General features: G+C 74.5%; 14 protein-coding genes. 6 read left to right on the top strand and 8 right to left on the bottom strand.

Annotated elements, in window-relative coordinates:
• Nucleotides 1-31: 31 nt before the first annotated feature.
• On the top strand, nucleotides 32-1,660 hold the full coding sequence (locus ACF0H8_RS17285) for an acyl-CoA carboxylase subunit beta (RefSeq protein WP_395290117.1): 1,629 nt from the start codon (nucleotides 32-34) through the stop codon (nucleotides 1,658-1,660).
• A complete protein-coding gene (locus tag ACF0H8_RS17290; RefSeq protein ID WP_395290118.1) occupies nucleotides 1,657-2,130 on the top strand; it encodes an acyl-CoA carboxylase subunit epsilon in 474 nt (157 codons plus the stop codon). Before ACF0H8_RS17285 ends, ACF0H8_RS17290 begins: the two co-directional genes overlap by 4 nt.
• 164 nt (nucleotides 2,131-2,294) lie before the next feature.
• Here ACF0H8_RS17290 and ACF0H8_RS17295 read toward each other — a convergent pair whose 3' ends face one another.
• On the bottom strand, nucleotides 2,295-3,194 hold the full coding sequence (locus ACF0H8_RS17295; protein ID WP_395290119.1) for an RNA polymerase sigma-70 factor: 900 nt from the start codon (nucleotides 3,192-3,194) through the stop codon (nucleotides 2,295-2,297).
• A 79-nt stretch (nucleotides 3,195-3,273) separates the two neighbouring features.
• On the opposite strand from ACF0H8_RS17295, the gene ACF0H8_RS17300 reads away from it, so the two are divergent.
• The 3 genes from ACF0H8_RS17300 (at nucleotide 3,274) to ACF0H8_RS17310 (ending at nucleotide 6,865) form a co-directional block, all read left to right on the top strand.
• Complete coding sequence (locus tag ACF0H8_RS17300; protein ID WP_395290120.1) at nucleotides 3,274-4,269, top strand: NAD-dependent epimerase/dehydratase family protein; 996 nt, start codon at nucleotides 3,274-3,276, stop codon at nucleotides 4,267-4,269.
• Nucleotides 4,266-5,957, top strand: coding sequence for a DUF885 domain-containing protein (locus tag ACF0H8_RS17305; protein ID WP_395290121.1), 1,692 nt, complete (start codon nucleotides 4,266-4,268; stop codon nucleotides 5,955-5,957). The genes ACF0H8_RS17300 and ACF0H8_RS17305 overlap by 4 nt, the downstream gene beginning before the upstream one ends.
• A 134-nt stretch (nucleotides 5,958-6,091) precedes the next feature.
• Nucleotides 6,092-6,865, top strand: coding sequence for a hypothetical protein (locus tag ACF0H8_RS17310; protein WP_395290122.1), 774 nt, complete (start codon nucleotides 6,092-6,094; stop codon nucleotides 6,863-6,865).
• Here the strand turns inward: ACF0H8_RS17310 and ACF0H8_RS17315 are convergent.
• The 6 genes from ACF0H8_RS17315 to ACF0H8_RS17340 form a co-directional block, all read right to left on the bottom strand.
• Nucleotides 6,803-8,344 carry a dynamin family protein gene (locus ACF0H8_RS17315; protein WP_395290123.1) on the bottom strand — a complete coding sequence of 514 codons (1,542 nt, stop codon included), beginning with the start codon at nucleotides 8,342-8,344 and terminating at the stop codon, nucleotides 6,803-6,805. The two genes, ACF0H8_RS17310 and ACF0H8_RS17315, sit on opposite strands and share 63 nt — an antisense overlap.
• Entirely contained in the window at nucleotides 8,341-10,407 is a 2,067-nt protein-coding gene (locus ACF0H8_RS17320; RefSeq protein WP_395290124.1) for a dynamin family protein, read from the bottom strand. Before ACF0H8_RS17320 ends, ACF0H8_RS17315 begins: the two co-directional genes overlap by 4 nt.
• A gap of 97 nt (nucleotides 10,408-10,504) precedes the next feature.
• The gene (locus tag ACF0H8_RS17325) at nucleotides 10,505-11,692 is read right to left on the bottom strand and encodes an IniB N-terminal domain-containing protein (protein WP_395290125.1); all 1,188 of its coding nucleotides are present in this window, start codon (nucleotides 11,690-11,692) and stop codon (nucleotides 10,505-10,507) included.
• A gap of 200 nt (nucleotides 11,693-11,892) precedes the next feature.
• A complete protein-coding gene (locus tag ACF0H8_RS17330; RefSeq protein ID WP_395290126.1) occupies nucleotides 11,893-13,032 on the bottom strand; it encodes an IniB N-terminal domain-containing protein in 1,140 nt (379 codons plus the stop codon).
• Nucleotides 13,033-13,404: 372 nt separating this feature from the next.
• Complete coding sequence (locus ACF0H8_RS17335; protein ID WP_395290127.1) at nucleotides 13,405-15,978, bottom strand: LuxR C-terminal-related transcriptional regulator; 2,574 nt, start codon at nucleotides 15,976-15,978, stop codon at nucleotides 13,405-13,407.
• Nucleotides 15,975-17,915, bottom strand: a complete 1,941-nt coding sequence (locus ACF0H8_RS17340) for an Hsp70 family protein (RefSeq protein ID WP_395290128.1) — start codon at nucleotides 17,913-17,915, stop codon at nucleotides 15,975-15,977. Before ACF0H8_RS17340 ends, ACF0H8_RS17335 begins: the two co-directional genes overlap by 4 nt.
• Before the next feature lie 295 nt (nucleotides 17,916-18,210).
• On the opposite strand from ACF0H8_RS17340, the gene ACF0H8_RS17345 reads away from it, so the two are divergent.
• Entirely contained in the window at nucleotides 18,211-18,882 is a 672-nt protein-coding gene (locus ACF0H8_RS17345; RefSeq protein WP_395290129.1) for a Maf family protein, read from the top strand.
• On the opposite strand, the gene ACF0H8_RS17350 is transcribed toward ACF0H8_RS17345, so the two are convergent.
• The gene (locus ACF0H8_RS17350) at nucleotides 18,866-19,699 is read right to left on the bottom strand and encodes a uracil-DNA glycosylase (protein WP_395290130.1); all 834 of its coding nucleotides are present in this window, start codon (nucleotides 19,697-19,699) and stop codon (nucleotides 18,866-18,868) included. The two genes, ACF0H8_RS17345 and ACF0H8_RS17350, sit on opposite strands and share 17 nt — an antisense overlap.
• Between the last annotated feature and the right edge of the window lie 22 nt (nucleotides 19,700-19,721).

Raw genomic sequence — 19,721 nt, forward strand, 5'->3', positions numbered from 1 at the left:
TGGTGGGGAAGCGACAAGTAGTCTGTCGCGGGTGACCGAATCGACCACCGCCCCCACCGTCCGCCCCGACACGGCGGGCAGCACCACCGCGGGCAAGCTGGCCGACCTCGCCGACCGGGAGCACAGCCTCGCCGCCGCGGCGGCCAACGCCGCCGACAAGCAGCACAAGCGCGGCAAGCGGTCCGCCCGCGAGCGCATCGAGGCCCTGCTGGACCCGGGCTCGTTCACCGAGCTCGACGCGTTCGCCACCCACCACTCCACCAACTTCGGGCTGGAGAAGAAGCGGGTCGCCGGCGACGGCGTGGTCACCGGCTACGGCACCGTGGACGGCCGGCAGGTGTGCGTCTACTCGCAGGACTTCTCCGTCTTCGGCGGCTCCCTCGGGGAGATGCACGGGCAGAAGATCACCAAGGTCATGGACATGGCGCTGCGCACCGGGGTGCCGCTGATCGGCATCTCCGACGGCGGCGGCGCCCGGATCCAGGAGGGCGTCGCGGCACTGACGCAGTTCGCGGAGATCTTCCGCCGCAACGTCGCCGCCTCCGGGGTCATCCCGCAGGTCTCGCTCATCCTCGGCCCGAGCGCGGGCGGCGCGGTCTACTCCCCCGCCCTGACCGACTTCATCGTCATGGCCGAGGGCACCTCGAACATGTTCATCACCGGGCCCGACGTCATCAAGGCGGTCACCGGCGAGGAGGTCGGCTTCGAGGAGCTCGGCGGCGCGGCCACGCACAACCAGCGCTCCGGCGTCGCGCACTACCAGGCCGCGGACGAGGACGACGCCATCGACTACGTCCGGGCGCTGCTGTCCTACCTGCCCTCGAACAACCTCTCCGAGCCGCCGAGCTGGCCGGTCAGCGCCGCCGAGGCCGAGGCGGCGCTGGAGGTCGGCGACGCCGACCGCGAGCTGGACACGCTGGTGCCGGACTCGGACAACCAGCCCTACGACATGCGCACCGTCATCGACCACGTGCTCGACGACGGCGAGATGCTCGAGGTGCAGCCGGGCTTCGCGCCCAACATGATCACCGCGTTCGGCCACGTCGAGGGTCACGCCGTCGGCGTCGTCGCGAATCAGCCGCTGCAGATGGCCGGCACGCTGGACATCAACGCCTCGGAGAAGGCCGCCCGATTCGTGCGCACGTGCGACGCGTTCAACATCCCGGTGCTGACCCTCGTGGACGTCCCGGGCTTCCTGCCCGGCACCGACCAGGAGTGGAACGGCATCATCCGCCGCGGCGCCAAGCTGATCTACGCCTACGCCGAGGCCACCGTCCCGCTCGTCACGCTCATCACCCGCAAGGCCTACGGCGGCGCGTACATCGTCATGGGCTCGAAGAAGCTCGGCGCGGACGTGAACCTGGCGTGGCCCACCGCGCAGATCGCCGTCATGGGCTCGGGCGGGGCGGTGAACATCCTGCAGCGCGGCGCGCTGAAGAAGGTGGCCGACGACGGCGGGGACGTCGAGGCCGAGCGGGCCCGGCTGGTGGCCGAGTACGAGGAGGCACTGGTGAACCCCTGGGAAGCGGCCGAGCGCGGCTTCGTCGACGCGGTGATCGCGCCGGCGGACACGCGGGTGCAGGTGGTCAAGGCGCTGCGGGCGCTGCGCACGAAGCGCGCGAGCCTGCCCGCCAAGAAGCACGGGAACATCCCGCTGTGAGCGCGCCCAGCGTGGCCCGGCGCCAGCACGGCCGCACGACGGCGAACCGCGTCACGCCGCCGTCGGACGGTACGGACGCGCGCGTGCCCGACGACGTCGCCGCCGGGGCGGTGAGCCTCGGTCCGGCGGACGCGGTCCCCGGCACTACAGGCCCCGCGTCTGCGAGCCCGACGGCGCCTGCGCCCGCAGACGCACCGGTCACGGACCAGGCTGACCCGGAAGCGCTCGACGGCGGTCCCGCCCTCATGACCTCCCCCGCCGTGCGGGTCGTCAAGGGGCGGCCGGACGAGGTGGAGCTGGCCGCGCTGGTGGCGGGAATCGTGGCCGCGCGCGCCCGCAGCGACGAGCTCGCCGGCATCCCGGACGAGGGCGCCGAGCCCGTGCGCAGCCGGTGGACCGACCGTGCCCGCCGCCTGGGCATGACGCCGGCCCCCGACGCCGGGGCCTGGCGCTGGTCGCTGCAACCCTGAGGCCACGCGCGCGCTGGGGATCGCGCAGGGCGCGCCCCGGTGCTCACGTGAGCCGGGTGCGCCTCGCCCATCGACTGCGGCTCGACACGGCGAGCGCCACAGACGTAGCTGACGCGCTCACTGTGTCGAGCAGCAGTGGGCAGTGAGAAGGAGCGCAGAGGGGCTCAGCCCAGCAGCGCGTACATGTCCCCCACGGGCCCCAGGTGCCCGAGCTTGTCCGGGTTGATCTGGTTGTAGACGGCCGTGATCTGCCCGTCGGCGACGTCGACGCCCAGCACGCCCAGCACGGCCCCGTCCGGGCCGCGGAGCACCGCCGCCGGCTGCCCACCCCCTCCCGTCACCTCCAGGCGGACGCCGAGCGGAGCGGCCCGCCGGGCCAGGCCGCGCACGAACCGGGCGACCGGCACGCGCCCGCGCAGCGGCGCGCGGATCGCGGGGGCCCTGCCGCCGCCGTCGGCGTGGAAGGTGACGTCCTCGGCCAGCACCCGCTCCAGGGCCGGGAGGTCGCCGTCACGCGCGGCGGCGAAGAAGGCCTCGGCGAGCTCGGCGCGGCGCCGGCGGGAGGACTCGTAGCGGGGCCGGGCCTCCGCGACGTGGCGCCGCGCGCGGGCCATCAGCTGGCGGCAGGCGGTCTCGTTCCTGCCCACCACCTGAGCGATCTCGCCGTACCCGTACCCGAAGACCTCCCGGAGGAGGAACACCGCGCGCTCGGCCGGCGACAGCCGCTCGAGCACGGCCAGGAAGGCGACCGAGACGGTGTCGTCCAGCTCCTGGCGGTGCGCCGGGTCCGGGTCGGCCGCGACGAGCGGCTCGGGCAGCCAGGTGCCGACGTAGTGCTCCCGCCGGCGGCGGGCCGAGCGCAGCGCGTCCAGGGCCAGCCGGGTGGTGACGGTCGTGGCGAAGGCCTCCGGCGAGTCGATCACCTCGCCGGCGAAGGCACGGTGCAGCCGCACGAAGGCCTCCTGCACCACGTCCTCGGCGTCGGCGACGCTGCCCAGCATGCGGTAGGCCACGGAGAACATCAACGGCCGCAGCCGGTCGTGCAGGGCCGCGAGGTCCGCCATGCCTCCGACCCAAGCACAGCCACCTGTCACAGGCGAGGGGGCTGCGCCGTCGAAGGGGCAAGACCGGAAGGAGACCACCATGAGGATCTTTCTCGCCGGGGCCACGGGCGCCCTCGGACGCCGCCTCGTCCCCCAGCTGCGCGAGGCCGGCCACGACGTCGTGGGCACGACCACGTCCCCCGCCAAGGTCGAGTCACTCTCCAGGGCGGGCGTCGTGCCCGTGCTGATGGACGGTCTCGACGGCGCGGCGGTGCGCCGGGCGGTGCTGGAGGCCCGGCCGGACGTCGTCGTCCACCAGTTCACCGCGCTGGCCCGGATGGGCACCCCCAGGCACCTGGACAAGGCGTTCGCCCTGACCAACCGGCTGCGGACCGAGGGGCTCGACCACCTGCTCGCGGCCGCCCGCGAGGCGGGCGCCGGGCGGATCGTCGCCCAGTCCTTCACCGGGTGGACGAACGAGCGCGCGGGCGGCCCGGTCAAGGACGAGACCGATCCGCTGGACCCGCACCCCGCCGCCACCAGCCGCGCGACCCTCGCGGCGATCCGTCACCTCGAGGAGACGGTCACCGCCGCCGAGGGCATCGACGGGCTGGCGCTGCGCTACGGCGCCCTCTACGGGCCCGGCACCGGCATCGCCCCCGGCGGGGAGCTGCTGGAGGCCCTCCGGGCGCGCCGGTTCCCCCTCATCGGCGGCGGCACCGGGATCTTCTCCTTCGTCCACGTCGACGACGCGGCGGCGGCGACGGTCCTGGCCCTCGACCGCGGCGGCCCGGGCGTCTACAACATCGTCGACGACGAGCCGGCCCCGGTCCGCGAGTGGCTGCCGTACGCGGCCGACGTCATCGGCGCCAGGCGCCCGGTGCCCGTGCCGGCCTGGCTCGCGCGACCGCTCGCCGGGGAGCACGTCGTCTCGATGATGACCGTCGCCCGCGGCTCGTCGAACGCCAAGGCCAGGCGGGAGCTCGGGTGGGCGCCCGGCCACCGCACCTGGCGGGAGGGCTTCCGGGTCGCCCTCGCCGACGCGGCCGTCCCGCCGTCGCGCGGCCGCAGCCCCGGACTACCCTCGGTCGGGTGACCGATACCGAGCGCCAGCCCACGCCCACGGACGCCATCGCGGACCGGTACGTCGCGCGGAGCGTGGCCCTCGACCCGCTCCAGGCCACCAGCCTGGGCCTGCCCGGCTACGACGCCCTCATGCCGGATCTCTCCCCCGCCGGGATCGCCGAGCGCACGGCGCTGGAGAAGGCCACGCTCGCCGAGCTGGCCACGGCCGAGCCGGCCGACGACATCGACCGGGTCACCCACGCGGCCATGCGCGAGCGCCTGGGCCTGGCCGTGGAGCTGGCGGAGGCCGGCGAGCTCACCGGCGAGCTCAACGTCATCGCCTCCCCCGTGCAGGCCGTGCGCGAGGTCTTCGACCTCATGCCCGCCGCCACGGCCGCCGACTGGGAGACCATCGCCGCGCGCCTCCGCGCGATCCCGGCGGCGCTGGAGGGCTACCAGGAGTCCCTGCGGGCCGCCCGCGCCGCCGGGCACGTGGCCGCGCTGCGCCAGGTGGTGGCCTGCATCAAGCAGGCCGACGAGCTCGCCGACGCCGACAGCTCGTTCTTCACCAGCCTCACCCGCTCCGCCCAGCCCGACGGCGAGGTCCCCTCCCGGGCGCTGGGCGCCGCCCTCGAGGCCGGCGCGCGCGACGCCCGGCAGGCCTACGCCGACCTCGCCCGCATGCTCGGCGAGGAGATCGCCCCCGACGCGCCGGAGGCCGACGCCGTCGGCCGCGAGCGGTACGAGCTGTGGTCGCGGTACTTCCTCGGCGCCAGGGTCGACCTGGACGAGACCTACGAGTGGGGCCTGCAGGAGCTGGCCCGGATCGTCGCCGAGCAGCAGGCCGTCGCGGACGAGCTCTACGGCCCGGGCACCGACATCCAGGAGGCCATGGCACGTCTGGACAAGGACCCCGCCCGGACGCTGCACGGCACGACGGCGCTGCGGGAGTGGATGCAGGCGACGTCCGACGAGGCCGTCGCCGCGCTGGCCGGCGCCCAGTTCGACATCCCCGGGCCGGTGCGCCGGCTGGAGTGCCGCATCGCGCCCACGCAGTCCGGCGGCATCTACTACACGGGCCCCAGCGCCGACTTCTCCCGGCCGGGCCGGATGTGGTGGGCGGTGCCCAAGGGCGTGACCGAGTTCGCCACCTGGCGGGAGAAGACGACCGTCTACCACGAGGGCGTCCCGGGTCACCACCTGCAGATCGGCCAGACCACCTTCCGCTCCGGCCTGCTGAACATGTGGCGCCGGATGGCGTCCTGGGTCAGCGGGCACGGCGAGGGCTGGGCGCTGTACGCCGAGCGGCTCATGGACGACCTCGGCTTCCTCGCGGACCCGGGCGACCGCATGGGCATGCTCGACGGGCAGCGGCTGCGGGCGGCGCGGGTCGTCCTCGACATCGGCGTCCACCTGGGCAAGCCCGCCCCTCAGGAGTGGGGCGGGGGCACCTGGGACGCGGCCAGGGCGTGGCCGTTCCTCAAGGCCAACGCCAACATGGCCGAGGGCTTCCTGGCGTTCGAGCTCGACCGGTACCTCGGCTGGCCGGGACAGGCACCGAGCTACAAGATCGGCCAGCGGCTGTGGGAGGAGATCCGCGACGCCTCGCGCGCCGCCGCCCGGGCGCGCGGGGAGGACTTCGACCTCAAGGCGTTCCACCGCCGCGCCCTCGACGTCGGCTCCGTCGGCCTCGACGTGCTGCGCGGGGCGCTCGTCTGATCGCCCGAGGCGTTCGACGGGTCGGGCTCCGGGCGTCCGGCGGTGCCGGCGAACCGGACGGCGTCCCTCCTCTTGCCGCCCGGCGCCGCGGCGAACCGGACGCGCCCGCGCCGCGAGGCGGATAGATTGCCCGCATGGCCGAGCAGCAGGGGGCGGCGAAGCCGCCGTCAGGACGTCACCGGGCGCCGGGCCCCGCGGACATCGACGGCGTGCCGGGCCGGCCTGCCGACGCGCCGGACGGCCCGGGGCAGGGCCGGGAGGCCGCTCCGCCGGAGGGAGACCGGCACGACACCGCGCCGCTGAGGACCCGGCCCGGGACGGGCGCGCCGGCGCAGCCCGACGGCGGCGCGCCCGCCGGCCAGCAGGAGCCGGCAAAGCTGCGCATCGGCCAGCAGCCGGTGCGGCCCGTCATGTCGGACACCACACCGCCGCCCATCGAGCCGCTGTCGCCCGAGCAGCCGGGCCCGCTCAAGGCGGCCCGCACGCTGTGGATCCTCAGCTTCGTGGCCGGCCTGGTGGCCGCGGCCGTGGCCTACCTCGGGCGCGAGGCGCAGCTCGAGTCACTCCAGACGCGCATCGCCGACCTCGACCCCGGGCGGGGAACCGACGTCGTCGAGGCGGCGGCGAGCATGGTGCTCTACGGCAGCCTCGGCGCCATCGGGCTGCTCATCCTCCTCGAGCTGCTGTTCCTGCGGGCGCTGGTGCGCCGGCGCGGGTGGGCCCGGGTGGCGCTGTTCGTCGTCACGGTGGTGCACGCCGTGGTCACGGTGGTGGTCCAGGAGTTCCTGGCCGCGCCCGGCGCCGACGGCGCGGCGGTGCGCTGGCTGCTGATCGGCCAGCTGCTCCTAGCCTGCGCGGCGTTCGTCGCCGCGTGCCTGCCCAAGGTCGGCGCCTGGCTCCGGTCCTAGCACCAGCCGCGCGCGGGGCGTCGCGCCCGCGAGCAGCGCCTCGCAGCTGCGCACCAGCACCTGGCACGCCTCCGCCGTCGCCCGCGTGGTCAGCGGGCTCTCCCCGACCGTGCGCCACCTGGCCAGGGCCGCGCGCGCGGCGTCGCGCACCTGCTCGGGGCCCGCGCCGTCGGGCAGCCCGAGCCGGTGCGCGGGGTCGGTGCCACGGGCGCCGAGCAGCCGCTCCGCCTCGCGCGCCAGCTCCGGCGGCACGGCCAGCCCCTCGGTGCGCACGGCGGCGAGCAGCCGCAGCTCCCGGAACTCGTGCGCGCCGGCGGCGATGCGCTCCAGCCCGCCGAGGAGCGGCTCGGCCCCCGGGCGGGGGCGCTCGCGCACCAGCCGCTCGACGCCGAGCAGCACCGTCCGGGCCTTCAGGGCCGCCGCGCGGGCCTCGAACTGCACGGCCAGCAGGCGCACCAGCTCCTCCAGGCCGCTGCGCCGGGCGAGCTCGTGGGCCAGGGCGGTGGAGTCCGCGATGCCGCCGCGCAGCAGCGCCACGGCGAGCCGGATCCCGAACAGGCCGAAGCGCTCCACCAGCGCGGCCCGGGCCTCCTCCGGCAGGTCCAGCGGGGAGTCGGGGCGGGTGAACCGGTCGGCGGAGACGAGCATCCGCTCCCGCGCCGCCCGGTCCAGCGCGGCCAGCCGGCGCAGCGCCGCGTACTCGGACTCGCGCAGCGTGCGCGCGGACTGGGCGAGCAGCCCGGCGATGGGCACCACGTCCAGCGCCAGGGTGCGCAGCGTGCCGTCCTCGCGGTACCGGCGGGCGATGTCCCGGGCGGAGAGCAGGGCGTCGATGCGCCCGGCCCCGATCTCGTCCGCCCGCGAGAGCACCCCGAGCACGTTGACCGTGCCGGACCGGGCGGCGACGGTGTCCCGGAAGGACTCCAGGAAGCGCACGTCCGAGGCGTGGAGGTGGCGCAGCAGGTACACGACGGCGTCTGCCTGGGAGGGCGTGTCCTCGGGGGTGAGGAACGCGGTGGTGCGCGCGGAGACGTCCTGGGAGAGGGACGCGATGCCGGGCGTGTCGATCAGGGTCAGGTCGCGCAGGCGGGCCGAGGGCCAGTCCACCACCAGGCGGGCGACGTCCTCCGCCGGGGTCCCGCCGAGGTCCAGCCGCAGCCGCCCGTCCACGCGCCGCACCGGCAGCGGCCGTGGGTCGCCGTCGTGCGGGTGCAGCGTCACCCGCGGGGTGCGGGCGTAGCGGTACCAGGTGACCACCCGGGTGCACTCGCCCGTGTCGGTGGGCGCGATCTCCTCGCCGATGACGGCGTTGAGCAGGGTCGACTTCCCGGCCTTGACCTTCCCGGCGACGGCGACGCGCAGCGGCTCCTCCAGCCGCCGGGCGTACTGCTCCAGGAGCGGTCGCGCGGCGGCGTCGTCGGCGTAGACGCCGAGCGCCTCGCGCACCAGCGCGGCGGCCGCCTCCGCGGTGGAGGTCATGGGCGCCCCGCCGGCGCCGTGGTGCCCGTCGCGGGACCCGTGGGCGCGGCGGGCCGGGTCGGGGCAGCCGGCCGGGTCGGGGCAGCGGGCCGGGTCGGGGCAGCCGGCTCGGTCGGCGCAGCCGGCCGGGTCGGGGCAGCCGGCTCGGTCGGCGACGCCGGCCGGGTCGGGGCCGCCAGCCTGCTGGGCGCCGCCGTGCCGCCGCCCGGGGCCCGGCGGGCCGGCTGGGGACGGTTCGCCGCGCCGTCGTCCTGCCCGGGATCGTCCAGGGCCGCCGCGCGCTTGCGCAGGTCGGCCACGGCGGCGAGCTCGGAGGTGATCTGGCGGATGCGGGCGTCACGCTCGGACGCCAGCACGGTGGCCGCCTTCTGCGCCATGAGCACCGACTCCTGCAGGGAGCGGTGGTACTCCTCCGCGATGTCGGTGAAGTGGTCGCGGATGGCCCGCTGCACCAGCCGCAGCCGGTCCTTCAGCTGCTTGCCGACCTGGAAGACCACCTCGTCGATCTGGCGGCGCACGATGCTCTTCGCGTCGGCCTGGCGCCGCTTGAGCCGGGCCTCCTTGTCGTCCTTGTAGGCCTTGGCGCCCAGCAGCGCGCCGGCGCCCACCGAGATGGGGTTCACCAGCGACATCCCGATGATGCCGGTGAGCAGGCCGAACATGAGCACGCCGCCGTAGGAGCCGCGCATGCCGATGAGGACCTTCTGCCCCACGCCGAGGTTGCCCGGGTCGAGGTCCTCCACGGGCACGACCGCGTCGAGCACGTTCTGGGTGTCGGCCACCTGGAGCTCGGGCACGCTCACGTCCCCCGCCTGGGCGAAGTGGTCGGCCACCTGCCCGGCCAGCCACTGGGCCCGCTCGTTCGTCCAGATGAAGGTGTCCGAGACGGCCGCGGCGACGCGCTGCTCCAACCAGACGGCGAACTGGTCCCACACCGGCCCCGGATCTCCGGCGTCGATGGCCTGCTCGGCGTCGCGCTGGATCGCGCGCATGCGGTCGCGCAGGTCGTACTCCATGTCCGAGATGAGGTCGGTGACGCCGTCGTTCAGGGTCGTCTGCCACTTGGCGGAGCGCTTGCGCCGCTCGTCGGCCTGCTGGCGGGCGGTCTCCAGGCCGGCGAGCATCTGCGGGGTGCTCTCCGGGTCCTGCAGGGCCGAGAGCTCGGACTGCAGCGACAGGCGCAGGTGCTCGGTGGTGGAGAGCAGGTCGTTGGCCACGGAGCGCCGCGAGAGCCGGGCGGCCTGGCCGACGATGTCGCGGCGCAGGTACGCCACGAGCTCGGGGAAGCCGGACTCGGCGTTGAGCTCGGCGTCCCCGAGCTGCGCCGCGGTGAGCCGCAGGGTGGAGGAGACGGGGAACAGCGGGATCTCCTTGCCCACCTGGTCCAGGTGCGCGCGGTCGAGGTCGGCCACGCGCCGCCAGTGCGGGTACAGGTCGGTCTTGGTCAGCACGCACGCCACGTTGGGGCACACCCGCATCGCCTGGCGCAGGAAGTGGATCTCCGGCTCGGTGTACTCCTGGGAGGCGTCGGAGACGAGCAGCATGGCGTCCGCCGTGGGCAGGGCGGTCAGCGTGGTGAGCCCGTGCGCGGAGCTGAGGCCACCGACGCCGGGGGTGTCGACGATGGCGAGCCCGCCGTCGAGGAGCTTGCGCGGCAGCCCGACCTCGGCGGCGAGCAGCCGGCGGGAGTTGCCGGGGTTGCCCGCCTCGGAGACCTGCGCGGCGAGCTGGTCGATGGGCACCGGCCGCCGCTCGAAGGACGGTTCCCCCTCGCCCGTGCCGTCGGAGGTGGGGACCAGCACGACGGCGGAGGGCGGGTCGCCGTGCTTGACCACGGTGGGCACCGAGGTGGCGACGTCATCGTCCACCGGGCACACCGGTGCGTTGACGAGGGCGTTGATGAGCTGGCTCTTGCCCTGCTTGAACTCGCCGACCACGAGCACCCGGATGTTCGGGTCGAGCAGGCGCTGGCGTGTGCCGCGCAACCGCTGGAGCAGGTCGGGCCGCCGGGCCGCGTCCGTCAGCTCCATCCCACGTCCGACCAGCTTGACCAGATCCACCATGGGTCCTCCTCGGCCCGGGTCCGACCATGACACCACACAGGGGCCCGGCGCGGGGGTGCTTCCCCGCGCCGGGCCCTCCTGCGTCGCGCGACCTGCGTCAGGCGAGGTCGACCTCGTTGTCGTTGAAGGAGTCCTCCACGTCGACGTCGGTCTCGGTGTTGGTGGAGTTGTCGTTGAAAGAGTCCTCCACGTCCACGTCCACGTCCTTCTCGACGTTGGTGGAGTTGTCCTCGTTGAAGGACTCGTCCACCTCCAGGTCGAGGTTCGTCGACTGGTCCGTGTTGAACGAGTCCTCGATCTCCACGTCGGTCTCGGTCACGGAGTTGTCCGAGTTGTCCGTGTAGTCGATGTCGGTGTGCTTCTCGTTGAAGGAGTCGTCGATGTCGACGTCCTTGTTGAAGGAGTCCTCGACCTCGACCTCCTTGTTGAAGGAGTCCTCGACGTCCACCGAGTTGTCCACGGAGTTGTCGGAGTTGTCGTTGAAGGAGTCCTCCAGGTCCACGTCGAGGTTCGTCGAGTGGTCGGAGTTGTCCGAGTGGTCGTCGTTGAAGGAGTCCTCGATGTCGACGTCGGTCTCCTCGTTGAACGAGTCGTCGACGTGCACGTCGGTGTTGCCGATGTTGAACTCCGAGTCCTCGATGTCCACGTTGGTGGAGTGGTCGGAGTTGTCCGTCGTCGAGGCGTCGACGTCGCCGCCGGCAGCGATCGCCTCGTCGCCCGAGGCGATGACGGCCTCGTTGTCGAAGACCTGGGTCACGTCGCCGTTGGCCCAGATGTTCTGGTTCGTCGACTGGTCCACGATCGTGTCGCGGTCGTCCACGGTGGACGTGTACGAGTAGTGGTTCAGCACGTAGTGCAGCTGCTGCACCGCGTGGCTGTGGTCGTCCCCGTCGTCGTCGCGGCCCCCACCGTGGCCGTGGCCCTTGTCGTCGTCGTCGTCCCGGCCGCGCCCACCGCCGTGGCCGTGGTCGTCGTCCTTGTCGCGCCCACCGCCGTGGCCGTGGTCGTCGTCGTCCCGGCCGCCGCCGTAGCCCCAGCCGCCCCAGCCGCCGTCGTGGTCGCGGCCGCCCGAGTAGTTGCCCCCGGTGTCGTACTCGCGGTCGAAGGAGATCGGCGCGCGGTCCAGGATCACCGGCATGACGGCGTCGACGTCGTCCTTGCCGACCTTGTCCAGGCCGTGCTCCTTCAGCGACCCCTCGGGGTCCTTCTTGAACTTCTCCGCCGCCTCGTCGTCCTTCAGCAGCTTCAGGATGAAGTCGAGCAGCTCGTTCGCGATGGTGGTCATCTCGTCTTCCTCGTCCTTGGGGTTGTGGGTGCCGGGTGGAGGGCCGCCCCGGCTGGTTCCGAAACTATGGGTGCCGTGACCGGGGTCACATCGGGGTTGTGTCCCCTGCGCTCAGGCGTCAGATAGGGGTTTCGACCCGCGGGGACGCCGGGGATGGGGGCGGGCCGGGACAGCAGCCGGGATTGCCGTCCCGGCGCCCATCAGGCCTCGAGCTCGTTGTCGTTGAAGGAGTCCTCCACGTCGACGTCGGTCTCGGTGTTGGTGGAGTTGTCGTTGAACGAGTCCTCCACGTCCACGTCCACGTCCTTCTCGACGTTGGTGGAGTTGTCCTGGTTGAAGGACTCCTCCAGCTCGACGTCGACGTTGGTCGACTGGTCCTTGTTGAAGGAGTCCTCGATCTCCACGTCGGTCTCGGTCACGGAGTTGTCCGAGTTGTCCGTGTAGTCGATGTCGGTGTGCTTCTCGTTGAAGGAGTCGTCGATGTCGACGTCCTTGTTGAAGGAGTCCTCGACCTCGACCTCCTTGTTGAAGGAGTCCTCGACGTCCACCGAGTTGTCCACGGAGTTGTCGGAGTTGTCGTTGAAGGAGTCGTCCACCTCTAGGTCGAGGTTGGTGGAGTGGTCGGAGTTGTCCGAGTGGTCGTCGTTGAAGGAGTCCTCGATGTCGACGTCGGTCTCCTTGTTGAACGAGTCGTCGACGTGCACGTCGGTGTTGCCGATGTTGAACTCCGAGTCCTCGATGTCCACGTTGGTGGAGTGGTCGGAGTTGTCCGTCGTCGAGGCGTCGACGTCGCCGCCGGCAGCGATCGCGCCGTCGCCCGAGGCCAGGGTCAGCTCGTTGTCGAAGTACTGGGTGACGTCGCCGTTGGCCCAGATGTTCTGGTTCACCGACTGGTCCACGATCGTGTCGCGGTCGTCCACGGTGGACGTGTAGGAGTACTTGTTCAGCACGTAGTGCAGCTGCTGCACCGCGTGGTCGTGGTCGTCGTCGTGGTCGTGGCCGGGCTTGTCGTGGCCGTGGCCCGGCTTGTCGTGGTCGTGGCCGGGCTTGTCGCGGTCGGGCTTGTCGTAGTCGGGCTTGTCGCGGTCAGGCCGGTCGTAGTCCGGGCGGTGGTCGCGCCCGCCGGAGACGTTGCCGCCGGTCTCGTAGTCCCGGTCGAAGGAGATCGGGGACCGGTCGAGCACCACCGGCATCACGGCGTCCACGTCCGCGCCGCAGATCCCGCCGAGGCCGGCGGCCTCGAGCGTGCCGTGCGGGTCGTCCCGGAAGTCCTCGGCGGCCTTCGGGTCCTGGAGGAGGTTCATGATGAACTCGAGCAACATGCTGGGAATGGAAGTCATGGTCGGTCCTCGTCGTCGAAGATCACGCCGGGCGGGTTAACCCGACTCGTCAACGAACGTATGGCGAGGGGGGAGGGCCCCACATCGGGGCCCCCTCCCCGCCCGAGCGGCCCCTAAGGGGGTCCGGACCACTGCCCTTCTCACCCTCCGGGGTGAGGGGGTGAGGGGGACCGGACGGGCCCGGTATAGGGGGGAAGAGGGGTTTGGGGACGCCGATCCCCCGCCTGATCGGGGCGACTTCACAGGTCCCCGGCCTGCGGCGCGCTCTTGCCGCTCCCCGCGGCCCCCTGGTTCGGCGCCGCACACCCCTTCGCGCCGAGAACGCCGGTGGGACCCGGATGGCCGCTGGCCGGTGCCGCAGGCCGTTCCACATCAGTTGAAGGTCAGGTCCTCTTCCTGACCGAGTGCGACACGCAGCCGGTCGAGGAGCTCGGAGCGAGTGGTGGCGCCCAGCCGCCGCCGGATCCGGGCGATGTGGTGCTCGGCGGTACGCGGCGAGATGTAGATCGTCTCCCCGATCTCGCGGTAGGTCTTCCCCGCCAGCACCAGCCGGGCGACCTCGCGCTCGCGGGCGCTGAGGCCCGAGACGTCGGCGCCTGCCTCGTCGGGCGTGCGGGCCGCGGACTCCGCCGGCTCCAGCGGCTCGGCGGAGCGGCCGGGGTGCAGGTCGCGGGCGCACGCCAGCAGCCGCGCCATGTCCTTGCGGTCGGCGGCGCGCGCCGCGGCGTGCCCCGCCAGGCGCGAGCCGTCCCAGGTGTGCCCCACCGCGGCGAGCCCGCGCGCGGCGGACTCCACCGTGGCAGGGTCGAAGCGCTCGGCGAGCACCGTGACCCATGCGCGTCCGGCCTTGGCGAGCACGGCGGCAAGCCGGTTCTTGCCCGCCGCGCGCACGAGCGCGGCGGCGTGCGGGGCCAGGTCGCCGGGCCTGTCGGCCTGGATCGCGGCCCGTATCTCGGCCCAGTGCAGCGGCACCGACCACAGCGGCGCGTCGTCGAGTCCCGCGAGCAGCGCCCAGGCCTCGTCGATGTGCGGCTGGAGCCGGTCCCGGTCGCGCAGGCGAGCCGCCGCGACCAGCAGCTCCCCCAGCGGCAGCAGGCCGAAGAGGTCCACGGGGTGGTGCAGGAGGGACTCCCGTGCCCGCGCCCAGGCCACGGTCAGCCCGGCCGCGTCGTCCGCCCGGCGTGCCAGGCCCACGTGCAGGGCGCGCAGCAGCAGGTCGTCGCGTGCGTGCAGGGGCCGGCCGGCGGTCGCCTCGGCGATGGCGGCACGGGCCTGGTCGGGCCGGTCGTTCACCATCGCCACCCAGGCGCGCAGCAGCAGCAGCCGCGGGCGCGCCGCGGCGCCGCCCTGGCCACCCTCGATCGCGGCGTCGATGACGGTCCCGGCGGTCGCGGGGTCGCCGCTGTCCAGCGCCACCAGGGCCGCGAGCGCCGCCGGGGTGTCGGGCAGGGGCAGGGCGCTGCCCGTCGCGGTCATCATGTCCGAGGCGCGCACGAGCATCGCCAGGGCCCGGGTGGGCGAGCCGGCGAGCGACTCCCGCACGCCCTGGCCCATCAGGGCCAGCGCGCCGGCGAGCAGCGTGGGGGTGCCCCGCGTGGCGGCGGCCTCGAGCATGGCGTCCCCGCCCTCGCGGTCCCCGACGGCGTACATGTAGACGGCCGCCAGCGGGGCCGACGCCCCGATGCGGGCGGGGCCGAACCAGCGGTAGACCTCGGCGCTGCGGGCGAGCATCCCGCGCTGCGCCCACACCGCGGCCGCCACGTCCACGGCGCGCGCCAGGTCCGGCGCGTCCTCGCGGGTGAGGAGGTCGTCCAGGATCCGGCCGGCGGCGTCGAGGTCGCCGGCGAGCGCGGCGGCCTGGGCCCGGCGGGCGGCGGTCGCCAGGTCGTCGGCGCCGGCAGCGGCGGCCTCGTCGTAGAGCTCGCCCGCCAGGGCGGGGTCCTTCGGCAGCACGCCGTCGGCGGCGCGCTCGAGGGTCTGCGCGACCCGCCGGTCCTTCAGCCCCGTCCGCGCGAGGACGCGTGCCACGTCGTCCAGCGGCTGCCCCTCCGCCAGCAACGCGTCCACGAGGGACCGCTGGAGCTCGCGCAGCTGATGAGCCGGCGTCGTCCGGAGCATCGCCTCGCGCACGAGGGGGATGAGATCTCCGCTGGCAGTGAGCAGGCCGCTGGCGCGTGCGGCGTCGACGAGGTCGTCCGCCGCGTCCTGCCCATCCGTGGTGGCCACCTCGCGGAGCACCGGCGGCAGCACCTGGCCGGAGAGGTCGTAGCCCACGGCGAGCGCCGCCAGCAGCCTGCGGACGTCGCGCTCGAGGTGCTCGAGCTCGTGCCCGAGCTGGTCGGCCACCTGCGCCTCGGCCGCGGCGGGGAGCGAGCGGGCGCCGTCGACGTCGCCGAGCGCCGCCACCGTGCGGTGCACCAGCCAGGGCATGCCGCCCGTCCGCTCGACCAACGCCTCCGCGAGGTGGGTGGGCACGGGACGCCCGAGGGCGGCGGCGAGGTGGGCGGAGACCTCCGGCCGCTCGAGCGGCCCGAGCACCACCGGCGCCCGGTGGCGGCGCAGCGCGGCGACCAGCCGCCGCAGCGCCGGGGACTGCGGCCAGGAGCGGTGCGCTACGACGACGTGCGCCTCCCCCGACTCCGTGAGCTCCCGCAGCCAGTCGAGCGCGTCCTCGCCCAGCTCGTGGGCGTCGTCGGCGAGCACCGCGCACCTGGCCGGCAGCGCCTGCAGGTCGTCGTGCGCCCCGCGGACCTCTAGCCCGCCCGACCGGTACGCGGCGGCGAGCTCGGCGAGCAGCGCGGTCTTGCCCGAGCCCCCGGGACCGGTGATGTCCACCACCAGCCGCTCGTCCGGCCGGCCGGCCGCCTGGCTGCGCAGCGCGGCGACTGCGCTGCGTGCGGCCGGCGACGGCCCTCCGGGGCGCGGCACGGTGTCCACCGGGCTCATCCGGCAGCTCCGTCGGACGACGTGGTCGCGCCGTCTTCGGACGGCGCGGTCGAGGTCCCTCCGGTCGGCTCGCCCGTCGCGCCCCCGCCGCCGTCCGGTGGAGGCGTCTGCTCCGCCGGCGGCTGGTCGATCGTGTGCGTCGGCTCGGGTGTGGGCTCAGGGGACGGAGTCGGCGTCGGCTCGGGTGTGGGCTCGGGGGACGGAGTCGGCGTCGCCTCCGGCGTGGGTGTCGGCGGATCCGTGGTGGGCGGCGGGGTCGTCGGCGGCTCGGTAGTGGGGCCGGCGCTCGGCGACGACGGCTTGGTGGTCGGCGTCCCGCCGTTCGCCGTCGCCCCGTCCGTCAGCTGCCCGGTCGCCGGGCCGCTCGGCGCGAGGTCGCCGTCGGCGCTCGCCTCCTGGGGCGTGCCGGTGCTCTGCGGGGCGTCGGTGGTCGGGTCCTCGGCCTCCTTCGTGCGGTCCTCCCGCTCGGCGGCCCCAGAGGTGCGCTTCGACGAGCCGGTCGTCTCATCGGAGGTGGGCGCCTGCGCGGCCGCCGCGCCCGGCGCCCCCTGTCGCAGCTCCTTCAGGGGAAAGGTGCGGTCGAGCGCCTCCTGGATCGCCGTCGGCGCCTCGCCGGCCACCGCCGTCCCGAGGGTCAGGCCCACCACGACGGCGGCGACGGCGGCCACCCGCCTGCCGGCCCGGCGTCCGGGATGGTCTGGCTGCTGCGGCATCTCGAACGTCGTCCGGCCGCGCGCGAAGGCGGCCACCTCGACGTCCGGGGCTGCGGGGGCGTCGTGCCCGTCGCCATCGGCCGCGACCTGGCCGCCCGGGACGGCGACGAGGGTCGGGGCCTGGGATGCTTCGGCCGCCGCGGCCAGGGGCGCGGCAGCGGCCAGCGCCGCACCGAGGGAGATGCTCGCCTTGGGGTCGGCGTCGATGGCGATCGGGCGGCCGAGCTCCTCGGAGAGCACCTGCGCCACCAGTGGGATCCGCGAGGAGCCGCCGATGAGGAGGATGGTGCTGAGGTCCTCGGGGTCCAGCTCCGCGGTGTCCAGCGCATGCCGGAGCATCCCGACCGTCTCCCGCACCGCGGGGCCGATCATCGCCTCGAGCTCGGCCCGCACGATCCGGACCTGGCCCTGCGCGCCGGGGACCAGCACCGGCACGCTGGCCTCGACGTCGTCGGACAGCGCCTCCTTGGCCTCCGTGCACTCGCGCCGCAGCCGGGTCAGGGCGAGGCGGTCGTCGGGGTCCGTGGGGTCCAGGCGGGCGAGCGGCTCGCCCACGCTGGCGGCCACGTGCGTGAGGACGGCCTCGTCGAAGTCGGCGCCGCCGAGGCGCTCGATCCCGTCCGGGCGGCCCAGGATCTCGAAGGCGTCCGGGCCGGTCTTGCGCAGGAGCGCGACGTCGAAGGTGCCGCCGCCGAGGTCGTACACGGCGATGGTGGCGCCCGTGTCCACCCGCTCCTGCGAGGCGTAGTGCAGGGCGGCCGCCTGCGGCTCGTTGATGAGCTCGGCGTCGGCGAGACCGACCGCGGCGAGCGCCTGACGCACGAGGGAGAGCTTGTAGGGCCCCCAGCCCGCGGGGTGCGCGACGGCGATCGCGTCGGGCGGCGCGCCCTCCTGCTCCCCGGCGCGGTCGACCACCCACCGGGCGATCGTGGCGAGGATGTCCTCCGGCGCGACGGCGAGGTCGCCGACCATCACCGGGACCGGGTCACCGATCCGCCGCTTGAACTCCCGCACGACGCGGTCAGGCGCGGCGGTGCCGCGCCGTTCCGCCGCGTCGCCGACGAGCACCTGGCCGTCGGCGCCGACGAAGACAACCGACGGCACGCTGGCGGCGCGAGCGCCGAGGTGGAGGGACTGCGGGGGCGTCGCGTGCCCGGAGGTCTGTCGGGCCACGGACGCTGCGACGAAGCTCGTGCCGATGTCGATGCCCAGCGCGTAGGACATGGACCCCCATCTTTCCCCTGGTCCGCACTGACCGGGCCTGGCCCGGGACATTCAGGCTACGTCGACACGTGTCGCGCGCACACCCGAGATCGGGGGGTGAAGGGCGCACATATCGGACGCTTTGGGAAGCGGAAGAATGCCGTTCGGAAATATCCGCAGGTAGCCCGCGTTACGGACATGTTTCGCGGCCATAACCTTCTTGTTACGGCCCGGAAATTTTCACCCCTACCGGGCGGCAGGGTGAGTTAGGGGTCACCCCTCGGGGCACCGCGGCCCGGTTACCTAGGCTGGCGGCGTGACGACGCTGCTCCTCGCCTCCGCCTCGCCCGCCCGCCTGAGCACCCTGCGCTCGGCCGGCATCGAACCGCTCGTGGCCATCTCCGGGGTCGACGAGCCCGCCCTGCTCGCCGCCGCGGCCGACGACGCCGCACGGAGCGGCAGAGGCGCCGTCCCAGCCGCGGAGCAGGTGCTGCTCCTCGCCCGGGCCAAGGCCCGGGACGTCCGGGCCGGCGCGCCCGAGGCCGGCCAGGCCGACCTGGTCCTCGGATGCGACTCGATGCTCGAGCTCGACGGGCCCGGCGGGCCCGAGGTGCTCGGCAAGCCGGCCGACGCGGCCGACGCCGTGGCCCGCTGGCGGCGCATGCGCGGGCGCGCCGGCGTCCTGCACACCGGGCACTGGATCATGCGCACCGGGGACGCGACCGAGGTGGGGGCGACGTCGTCGACCGTCGTGCGCTTCGCCGACCTGACCGACGCCGAGATCGACGCCTACGTCGCCACGGGGGAGCCGCTCGCGGTGGCGGGCGCGTTCACCGTCGACGGGATCGGCGGGCCGTTCGTCACCGGCATCGACGGCGACTACCACGGCGTCGTCGGCGTCAGCCTGCCGTTGCTTCGCGAGCTCCTCGCCGACCTCGGCGTGGCGATCACCGACCTGTGGTCGCCCCGGCTCAGAGCCGGGCGATGACGTCGTCGAGCATGGCCTCGGTCAGCTTCCCGGTGAAGGTGTTCTGCTGGCTCACGTGGTAGCTGGCCAGCAGCCGCACCTGGCGCCCGTCGGGCGTGACCAGGTCCGCGCGGGCACCGTGACCGAACCGCGGCTTGGGGCGGGGCACCGTCCATCCCAGGCGCCGGGCGCTCGCCAGCGCGGCGTCCCACCCTATCGCCCCGAGCGCCAGCATCGACCGCAGGCCGGGCGCCGCCAGGGCGAGGTCGCGGTCGAGCCACTGCCCGCACGTCGCCCGTTCCTCCGGGGTGGGCCGGTTGGCCGGCGGCGCGCACCGCACGGCAGCGACGATGCGTACGCCGCGCAGCTCCAGCCCGTCGCCACTGGCCCGGCTGGTCGCCTGGGTCGTGTAGCCGGCCCGGTGCAGCGCGGCGTAGATCCAGTCCCCGCTGCGGTCGCCGGTGAACATCCGTCCGGTGCGGTTGGTGCCGTTGGCGGCCGGCGCCAGGCCGACGACGAGCACCTGGGGTCGCGGGTCGCCGAAGCCGGGGCCCGGCCGGCCCCAGTACGGCTGGTCGGCGAACGACGCGCGCCGGCCGGCAGTGGCCACCGCCTCGCGCCACGCGACCAGCCGGGGGCACGCCCGGCACACGGACACCCGGGCGTCGAGGGAGGCGACGTCGGCCGCGGTGGCGGCGAGGGCGGCCACCTCCCCCGCGCTCGTGGCGACGGGCGTTCCCGGCCCCGCGGGGTCGCCCGGCCAGCCGGTGCCGGGCGGCACCGGCGAGGGGAAGCGCTGGCCGGTGATCGGGTGCGGGAGCTCGGGCTGTTCGGGCACGCGGCCATCCTCCCAGCCGCTC

Source organism: Georgenia sp. AZ-5, from assembly GCF_043952095.1.
Taxonomy (GTDB): domain Bacteria; phylum Actinomycetota; class Actinomycetes; order Actinomycetales; family Actinomycetaceae; genus Georgenia.